This is a genomic window from Nocardia sp. JW2 (assembly GCF_051843015.1).
Taxonomy (GTDB): domain Bacteria; phylum Actinomycetota; class Actinomycetes; order Mycobacteriales; family Mycobacteriaceae; genus Nocardia; species Nocardia coubleae.
Genome location: NZ_JBPXLK010000049.1, coordinates 1 through 9,738 on the forward strand (window position 1 = coordinate 1; position 9,738 = coordinate 9,738).

1 protein-coding gene is annotated in these 9,738 nt (G+C 69.9%); it reads right to left on the reverse strand.

The genetic code is table 11. The features are described from left to right. A partial coding sequence (locus tag ACSVDM_RS30595; RefSeq protein WP_439269146.1) for an amino acid adenylation domain-containing protein occupies positions 1 to 9,738 on the reverse strand: 9,738 nt, incomplete at both ends.

The following is a 9,738-nucleotide window of genomic DNA, read 5'->3' on the forward strand; positions in this document are numbered from 1 at the left end:
ACCGTGGTCTCGGTGATGCCGTACATGTTCACCAGCGTCGGCGACGAATCACCGTGGCGGGCAACCCAATCCGACAGACGGCGCAACTCGAGCGCCTCACCGCCGAACACCACGTAGCGCAGGGCGAGCGGATCGAGGCCCGGTCCGGCGTTCCGGTCGGCCTCGGCCAGCTGGTAGAACGCCGACGGCGTCTGGTTGAGCACCGTCACCTGCTCCACCCGCAGCAGTTCCAGGAACTGCTCGGGCGAACGCGAGGTGTAGTAGTCCACGACGATCAGCGAGCCGCCGAACAGCAGCGGACCCCACAGCTCCCAAACGGAGAAGTCGAAGGCGTAGGAGTGGAACAGCGTCCACACGTCGCGCGGACCGAAGCCGAAGTCGCGATCGGTATTGGCGAACAGCCGCACCACATTCCGGTGCGCGACGGCGACGCCCTTGGGGCGGCCGGTCGAGCCGGAGGTGTAGATGACGTAGGCGACATTGTCGGGTGACAGCGGCGCGAGACGATCGGCATCGGTGATGGGCGCGTCGTCGGCGTCCTCCACATTGCCGGTCTCCACGGCGAACCCGTCGAGGACCACCGAGGGCAGATGCGAAGGCACCGTCACCTGGACGGTGGAGTCGAGCACGACGCTGGTCGGGCGCGAATCCTCGAGCACGTAGGCGATGCGCTCGGCCGGATACGTCGGATCGACCGGCACATAACCGGCACCGGTCTTCACCACAGCGAGCAGGGCGACGACCAGATCCAGCGAACGCGGCAGGATCACCGCGACCAGTGATTCCGGACCGGCACCGTCGTCGATCAGCCTGCGCGCCAGCACATTCGCGCGCCGGTCGAGCTCGGCGTAGGTGAGCGATTCGACGCCGAACTTGGCGGCGATCCGGTCCGGGTAGGCGGCCGCGGCCGCGTCGAACAGGTCGACCAGAGTGGTATGCCGGTTGCCGAACAGCCCACGGCGGTAGCCGGCGGGGGTGCTGGCATCGTGCACCACCGGCAGGGCGATGGCGTCGGCGCCCGAGGACACCCAGCGCTGGGCGACATCGCGCTGTTCGGCCTCACCGAGCAGGTCGATGTCACCGACGATCACGTCGGGGTTCTCGGCCACCGTGCGCAGGATGCGGACCAGGCGGTCGCCGAAGGCGGCGACGGTCTCGGCGTCGAACAGATCGGTGGCGTAGTTCCAGGACATGGCGAGCGAGCCGTCGGCGGCCTCGCCGACGGTGAGCTGCACGTCGAACTTCGCTGTGCCCGGGTCGAAGTCGACCACGTCGAGGTCGAGACCCGGCAGCGCGACGGTGCCGGTGTCGGCGGCGGTGGCCGCTTCGAAGGTGAGCGCCACCTGGAACAGCGGGTGGTGCGCCTGCGAGCGGGTGGGGCTGAGCACCTCGACGAGCCGTTCGAACGGCACGTCGGCATTGGCGAAGGCCGACAGGTCGACCTTGCGGACCTGCTCGAGCAGGTCGCCGAAGCGCCCGCCGAGGTCGACCTCGCTGCGCAGCACCAGGGTGTTGACGAACATGCCGACCAGGTCGTCGAGCGAACGTTCGCCACGGCCGGCGATCGGGGTGCCGATGGCGATATCGGTGCTGTTGGACAGTCGCGCGGCCCAGGTGGCCAGGGCCGCGTGCATCACCATGAACAGGGTGACGCCACGGGCACGGGCGATCTCGGTGAGCGCGCGATGCAGTTCGGCGTCGATCGAGAACCGGTACAGGTCACCGGCATTGGTCGCGATCTCGGGGCGCGGCCGGTCGGCGGGCAGTTCGATCTGGTCGGGCAGGTCGCGCAGTTGCTCGGTCCAGTAGGCGAGCTGACCCGCGGCGACCGAATCGGGATCGGACTCCTCGCCGAGCACTTCACGCTGCCACAGCGTGTAGTCGGCGTACTGCACGTCCAGGGGCGCCCACGCAGGCACCTCACCGCGAGCGCGTTCGGTGTAGGCGACCACCACGTCACGCAGCAGCGGACGCAGCGAGAAACCGTCGCCGCTGATGTGGTGCATCACCAGGACGGCGACATGCGTGCGCTCGTCGACGCGGAGCAGGCTCGCGCGGAACGGCACCTCGCGGGTGACATCGAACTGCACGCTCGCCAGCTCGACCACGCGGGCGACGACATCCTCGGCGGCGACCGGCTGGGCAGGCAGCGCGAAACGGACTTCGTCGACGGGCAGGATCTGCTGGTAGCCCGCGCCCTCGATCTCGGGGTAGAAGGTGCGCAGCGACTCGTGCCGGGCCATCACGTCGGCGATGGCGGATTCCAGTGCGGCCGTGTCGAGTTCACCGGTGAGCCGGACGGCGATCGGGATGTTGTTGACGGCGGTGCGGTTGTCGAAGCGGTTGAGGAACCACATGCGCTGCTGGGCCTGCGACAGCGGGACCAGCTCGGGACGCGGACGCGGTGCGAGCGGCACGCGCGAGCCCCGGCCGGACGCGGTTTCCACGCGAGCGGCCAGCGCGGCGACGGTCGGCGCCTCGAACAGCGCGCGCAGCGGCACCTGGGCGTCGAGGGCCTCCGACAGGCGCGCGGCGACCCGGGTGGCGACCAGCGAGTTGCCGCCGAGTTCGAAGAAGTCGTCGTCGAGGCCGACCTGGCCCGCGCCGAGCACCTCGGCGAAGGTGGCGGCGACGATCTGCTGCACCGGGGTGACCGGTGCCTGGAACACCCGCGCGGCGAACACGGGGGCGGGCAGCGCCTTGCGGTCGAGCTTGCCGGAAGCGTTGAGCGGGAAGGCGTTCAGCACCATGAACGCGGCGGGCACCATGTACACCGGCAGTTCGGCCGACAGGGCGGCCTTCGTCGCGTCGGTGTCGACACTCTGCCCGTTCTCCGGGATGACGTAGGCGACCAGCTGGTCGCCGGTGTGCTCGTCGGCGCGCACCACCACGACCGCCTGCGCGATCTGCGGCAGCGCGGTGAGCGCGGACTCGATCTCACCGAGTTCGATGCGCAGGCCGCGCAGTTTCACCTGGAAGTCGGTGCGTCCCAGGTATTCCAGCTCGCCGTCGGGGGTCCAGGTGACGAGGTCGCCGGTACGGTACATGCGCTCGCCGGGGGCGAACGGGTCGGCGACGAAGCGGTCCATCGTGAGGTCGGGGCGACCGACGTAGCCGTGGGCCAGCTGCACGCCCGCCAGATACAGCTCACCCGCGACACCCACCGGAACGGGTCGCAGCCGCGAATCCAGCACGTACAGACGGGTGTTGAACACCGGCGCGCCGATCGGCACGGTATCGGTGTCGGCCTCGGTGACCTCGTGGAAGGTCACGTCGACCGCGGCCTCGGTCGGGCCGTACAGGTTGTGCAGTGCGGCACCGGTGAGTTCGCGCAGGCGCTGGGCGGTCGGCGCGGGCAGCGCCTCACCGGAGGCGAACACATTGCGCAGCGAGACGCAGTCGGCGGCAAGCGGTTCGGTGACGAACACGGCCATCATCGACGGCACGAAGTGCACGGTGGTGACCTGCTCGGCCACGATCAGCCGGGCCAGGTAGGCCGGGTCGCGATGCCCGTCGGGCTTGGCGACCACCAGGCGAGCACCGACCTGCAGCGGCCAGAAGAACTCCCACACCGACACGTCGAAGGTGGCGGGCGTCTTCTGCAGCACCACGTCGTCGGCGGCCAGCCCGTAGGCGGCGTGCATCCACACGAGGCGGTTGACGATGGCCGCGTGGCTGACCGCGACGCCCTTGGGGCGACCGGTCGAACCGGAGGTGAAGATGACGTAGGCGGTGTTGCCGGAGCGCAGCGGGCGATGCCGGTCGGCGTCGGTGACCGGCTCGGCCGAGTGGCCGGACAGGTCGAGCTGGTCGATGCGCACCTCGCGACCGGCGGCCGCGGGCAGGCTCTCACCGGAGGTGAGCACGCACACCGGCTGCGCGGTGTCGAGGATGTGCTCGATGCGCTCGGCCGGGTGATCGGGGTCCAGCGGCACGTACGCGCCACCGGCGGCCGACACCGCGTACATGCCGACCAGCAGGTCGATCGAACGCCGCATGCCGAGGGCCACATACGATTCCGGGCCGACGCCGGCGTCCTTGAGCCAGCGGGCGAGCTTGCGCACGCGGACCGCGAACTCGGCGTAGGACAGACTAGTCCCCTCGAACGTGAGAGCCGTCGCGTCGGGCGTGCGCGCGACCTGCGCCTCGAACAGCGCGTTGAGGGTGGCCGGGTCGTCGTCGCTCGGGGTGCTCAGCGCGGCGTCGACCGCGAATTCGGTGTCGTTCCACCGGTCGAGCACCAGGGTGCGCTCGGCGTTGTCGAGCAGTTCGATGTCGCCGACGGGGGCGGTCGGGTCGGCCACGATCGCACCGAGCACACGGAGCAGGCGGGCGCCGAAGGTGGCGGCGAACGCGGCGTCGAAGAGGTCGGTGGCGTAGACGAGTTCGGCGTCGAGGTGGCTGTCGTCGTCGGCCGGGACCTCGCTCAGCGCGAGCTGCAGGTCGAACTTGGCGGTGTGCTGGTCGATGCCCAGCTCCGACACGGTCAGACCGGGCAGTTCCAGGGTGGTGCGGCCCAGGTTCTGGAACGACAGCATCACCTGGAACAGCGGGTGCCGCGACTGCGAACGGGCCGGGTTGAGCACCTCGACGAGGCGCTCGAACGGCACGTCGGCGTGGGCGAAGGCGGCCAGATCGTTCTCGCGCACCTGGCCGAGCAGCTCGGTGAAGGTGACGCCGGGGTCGACCTCGGCGCGCAGCACCAGGGTGTTGACGAACATGCCGACCAGGTCGTCGAGTGCCTGCTGGCCACGACCGGCGACCGGGGTGCCGATGGCGATGTCGGAGGTGCCCGACAGGCGCGCGAGCAGCACGGCGAACGCGCTGTGCACGACCATGAACAGAGTGGTGCTGTGCTCGTGGGCCACGCGGTTGAGGGCGTCGACGAGTTCGCCCGGCACCTCGAAGCGGTGCGTGCCCGCCTGGTAGCTGGCCTGCGCGGGCCGCGACTTGTGGCCGAGGCGCAGCTCGTCGGGCAAGTCGGCCAGCGCGGTGCGCCAGTGGTCGAGCTGCTCGGAGATCAGCGAGGTGGGGTCGTTCTCGTCGCCGAGGACCTCGCGCTGCCACAGCGCGTAGTCCACGTACTGCACGGCAAGCGGCGGCCAGCCGGGCTCGGCGTTGGCGGTGCGGGCGACGTAGGCGGTCATCAGGTCGCGCACCAGCGGGCGCAGCGAGAAACCGTCGGAGGCGATGTGGTGGACCACCATCACCAGCACGTGCTCGCGTTCGCTCAGCTCGTAGACCCGAAGGCGCACCGGCGGATTCGCGGTGACGTCGAAGCCGCGGCGGGCGAACTCGTAGAGCGAGGTCGCCATGTCGGTCTCGTCGGCCTCGACCAGTTCCACGTCCGGAATGGCGGCCGCGGCGGCGAGCACCTTCTGGTAGGCGGTGCCGTCGTGGGACGGGAAGACCGTGCGCAGCGACTCGTGGCGCGCGATCACGTCGGCGACGGCCCCGCGCAGGGCGGGGAAGTCGAGCAGGCCCTGCAGGCGCACCGCGACCGGGATGTTGTAGGTGCCGGTGTCCTCGACGTCGAAGCGGTTGAGGAACCACATGCGCTGCTGTGCCAGCGACAGCGGCGGGTACTCCGGACGCGGACGCGCGGTGAGCTCGGCGCGCAGACCGCTGCCCGCGTGCGATTCCACCCGCGCGGCGAGCGCGCCGACGGTGGGCGCCTCGAACAGGGTGCGCACGCCGACCTCGGCGTCGAGCGCCTTGCTCAGGCGGGCCGCCACCTGGGTGGCGACCAGCGAGTTGCCGCCGAGCGCGAAGAAGTCGTCGTCCACGCCCACGCGCTCGGCGCCGAGCAGGTCGGCGAAGATCTCGGCGACGATCTCCTCGATCGGCGTCGAGGGCGCACGGAACACCTTGGCCTCGAACACGGGCGCGGGCAGCGCCTTGCGATCGAGCTTGCCGGAGGCGTTGAGCGGGAACGCCTCGAGCACGACGAGCGCCGAGGGCACCATGTAGGCGGGCAGCTCGGCGGCGAGCCCGGCCTTGACGGCGGCCACATCGAGAGCCGAACCGTGCTCGGGCACAACGTAACCCACGAGCTGGTCGCCCGCGTGCGCGTCGGCACGGACGACGACGACCGACTGCGCGACACCGGGCTGGGCCAGCAGCGTCGCCTCGATCTCGCCGAGCTCGATGCGCAGGCCGCGCAGCTTCACCTGGAAGTCGGTGCGGCCCAGGTAGTTCAGTTCACCCTCGCGGGTCCAGGTGACCAGGTCGCCGGTGCGGTACATGCGCGAACCGGCGGGGCCGTAGGGGTTGGCCACGAAGCGGTCGGCGGTGAGGTCGGCCCGGTTGAGGTAGCCGACGGCGAGCTGGTCGCCCGCCAGGTACAGCTCACCCGCGACACCGGAGGCGACGGGGTGCAGGCGCGAATCCAGCACGAACACCTTGGTGTTCCACACCGGACGGCCGATCGGCACCGACTCCACGTCGGCGTCGACGACCTCGTGATAGGTCACGTCGACGGCGGCCTCGGTGGGGCCGTACAGGTTGTGCAGGCGGGCACCGGTCAGCTCACGCAGGCGCTGTGCGGTGGGCGCGGGCAGCGCCTCACCGGAGGCGAACACCTGTCGCATGCGCACCGCGTCGCCGTTGCCGTTGTTGCCGAGGGTCGACACGAACACCGACAGCATCGACGGCACGAAATGCGCTGTGGTGATGGACTGTTCGGCGATGATCTGCGCCAGGTACACCGGGTCGCGGTGACCGTCGGGCTTGGCGACGACCAGGCGCGCACCGGTCTGCAGGGGCCAGAAGAACTCCCACACCGACACGTCGAAGGTGGCGGGGGTCTTCTGCAGCACCGCGTCGGTGGCGTCGATCGGGTACTCGTGCTGCATCCACAGCAACCGGTTCACGATCGCGGCGTGGTCGACGGCGACACCCTTGGGGCGGCCGGTCGAACCGGAGGTGAAGATGACGTAGGCGGTGTTGCTGTCGCGCAGCGGACGCACCCGCTCGGCGTCGGTGATCGGGGCACCGCTGAAATCGGCGGGCGCCTCGATGTTCTCGACGGCGTGCACGGTGACGCCCTCGGCCTCGAAACCGTCGCGACGGCTGGTGAGCACCAGCTGCGGCTCCGCGGTCTCGATGATGTGGCCGATGCGGTCGGCGGGCTGATCGGGGTCGAGCGGCACATAGGCCGCACCCGTCTGCAGCACCGCGTACATGGCGACGACGAGTTCGGTGGAACGCCGGATGGCAAGGGCCACATGCGAACCCGGGCCGACACCGTCGGCGATCAGCCTGCGGGCGATGCGGTTGGCGCGCTCCTGCAGCTCGCGGTAGGTGAGCTGCTCGGCTTCGAAGACCAGCGCGACCGCGTCGGGGGTGCGCTCCACCTGGGCGTCGAACAGCGAGACCAGGGTGGCGTGCGGCACCGCGTGCGCGGTGTCGTTCCAGTCGACCAGGACCTGTGCGTGCTCCTCGGGCGCGAGCAGGTCGATGTCGCCGACCGGTACCTCGGGGTCGGCGACGATCGCGGCGAAGATGTTGTCGAGGCGGCGGGCGAACGCGGCGACCGTCGATTCCTCGAAAAGGTCGAGCGCGTAGGAGAACTCGGCCGACATGCCGCCGACCTCGCCGTCGGTGTCCTGCACCTCGGTCAGCGTCAGCTGCAGGTCGAACTTGGCCAGCTGGGCGTCGTAGTCGATACCGCTCACCGACAGGCCGGGCAGCTGCAGCGAGGCCTGCTTGGTGTTCTGGAACGACAGCATCACCTGGAACAGCGGGTGCCGCGCCTGCGAACGGGCCGGGTTGAGCACCTCGACGAGCCGCTCGAACGGCACGTCGGCGTGGGCGAAGGCCTGCAGGTCGGTCTCGCGGGCCTGGTCGAGCAGGGTCGCGAAGGCGGTGGCGCCGTCCACCTCGGTGCGCAGCACCAGGGTGTTGACGAACATGCCGACGAGATCGTCGAGCGCCTGGTCGCCACGACCGGCCACCGGGGTGCCGATGGCGATGTCGGACGACCCGCTCGAGCGCGCGAGCAGCACCGCGAGGGCGCTGTGCATCACCATGAACAGCGAGGCGTTGTAGCGGCGGCCCAATTCCATCAGGGCACGCTGAGTTTCGCCCGCGATCACGAAGCTGTAGGTGCCGCCGCGGTAGCTGGCGGCGGGCGGACGCGGGTGGTCGGCCGGGAGCACCAGCTCGTCGGGCAGATCGGCGAGTTCGCGCTTCCAGTAGTTGATCTCGGAGGAGATCAGCGAGGTCGGGTCGTCCTCGGAGCCGAGCACCTCGCGCTGCCAGAGCGCGTAATCGGCGTACTGGACCGGCAATTCGGCCCAGGTCGGCGCCTCCCAGGAGGTGCGCGCGGCGTAGGCCATGATGACGTCGCGCGAGAGCGGCGCCATCGACCAGCCGTCGGCGGAGATGTGGTGCACCACCATGCCGAGCACGTACTCGGAGTCCGAGATCTCGAAAAGCCGTGCGTGCAGCGGCACTTCGCTGGTCACGTCGAAGGCCATCGAGGCCAGGTCGATCAGATGATCGATGAGGTTTTCCTCGGTGACCCGGTACGGGGTGAGGTCGGGCACGATCTGGGCGGCGTCGAGCACCACCTGCACCGGGCCGTTGCCGGAGTCGGGGAACACGGTGCGCAGCGACTCGTGCCGGTCGATGACATCGATGACGGCCACCTGCAGGGCGGCCACGTCGAGGTCACCGGACAGGCGGATGGCCACCGGGATGTTGTTGACCGCCGAGGCGGTGTCGAAGCGGTTGAGGAACCACATGCGCTGCTGAGCCAGCGACAGCGGCACCTGCTCGGGCCGCTCGCGCGCCACCAGAGCCTTGTGGGCGCCGTCGCCCGCCTGCGATTCCACGCGCGCGGCCAAGGCGGCCACGGTGGACGCCTCGAACAGCATCCGCACCGGAACGCGGGTATCGAGGGCGATGCCGACGCGCGAGACCACCTGGGTGGCGATCAGCGAGTTGCCGCCGAGTTCGAAGAAGTCGTCGTCGACGCCGATGCGCGGCAGATCGAGCACGTCGGCGAAGACCTGCGCGATGATCTGCTCGATCGGCGTTGTGGGAGCACGGAATTCGCGCACCTCGAACACCGGGGCGGGCAAGGCACGGCGGTCCAGCTTGCCGTTGACGGTCAGCGGGATGGCGTCGAGCTGCACGAACGCCGAGGGCACCATGTAGGCCGGGAGCTGATCGGCGGCGAACTGGCGAACCTCGTCGAGGTCGAGCTTGTGCGATTCGGCGACGACGTAGGCGACGATGCGCTGGCCGCCGGGCTGGTCCTCGCGCACGATGACCGCGGCCTGCGCGATCTCCGGGTGCGACAGCACAGCGGCTTCGATCTCGCCGAGCTCGATGCGGAAACCACGCACCTTCACCTGGTCGTCGGCGCGGCCGAGGTATTCGAGCTCGCCGAAACGGTTCCAGCGCGCGAGGTCGCCGGAACGGTAGAGGCGTTCGCCGTCACCCATCGGGCTCGCGACGAACCGGGTGGCGGTCAGGTCCGGGCGACCGAGGTAGCCACGAGCCAATTGCGGTCCCGCGACATACATTTCACCCGCGACACCCACCGGCACCGGACGCAGACGCGAGTCGAGCACATACACGCTCAGACCGGCGATGGCGCGGCCGACGATGGAACCCGAAGCGGCGGCAATGGTTTCGGCATCGAGCGCGCGGTACGACACGTGCACCGTGGTCTCGGTGATGCCGTACATGTTCACCAGCGTCGGCGACGAATCACCGTGGCGGGCAACC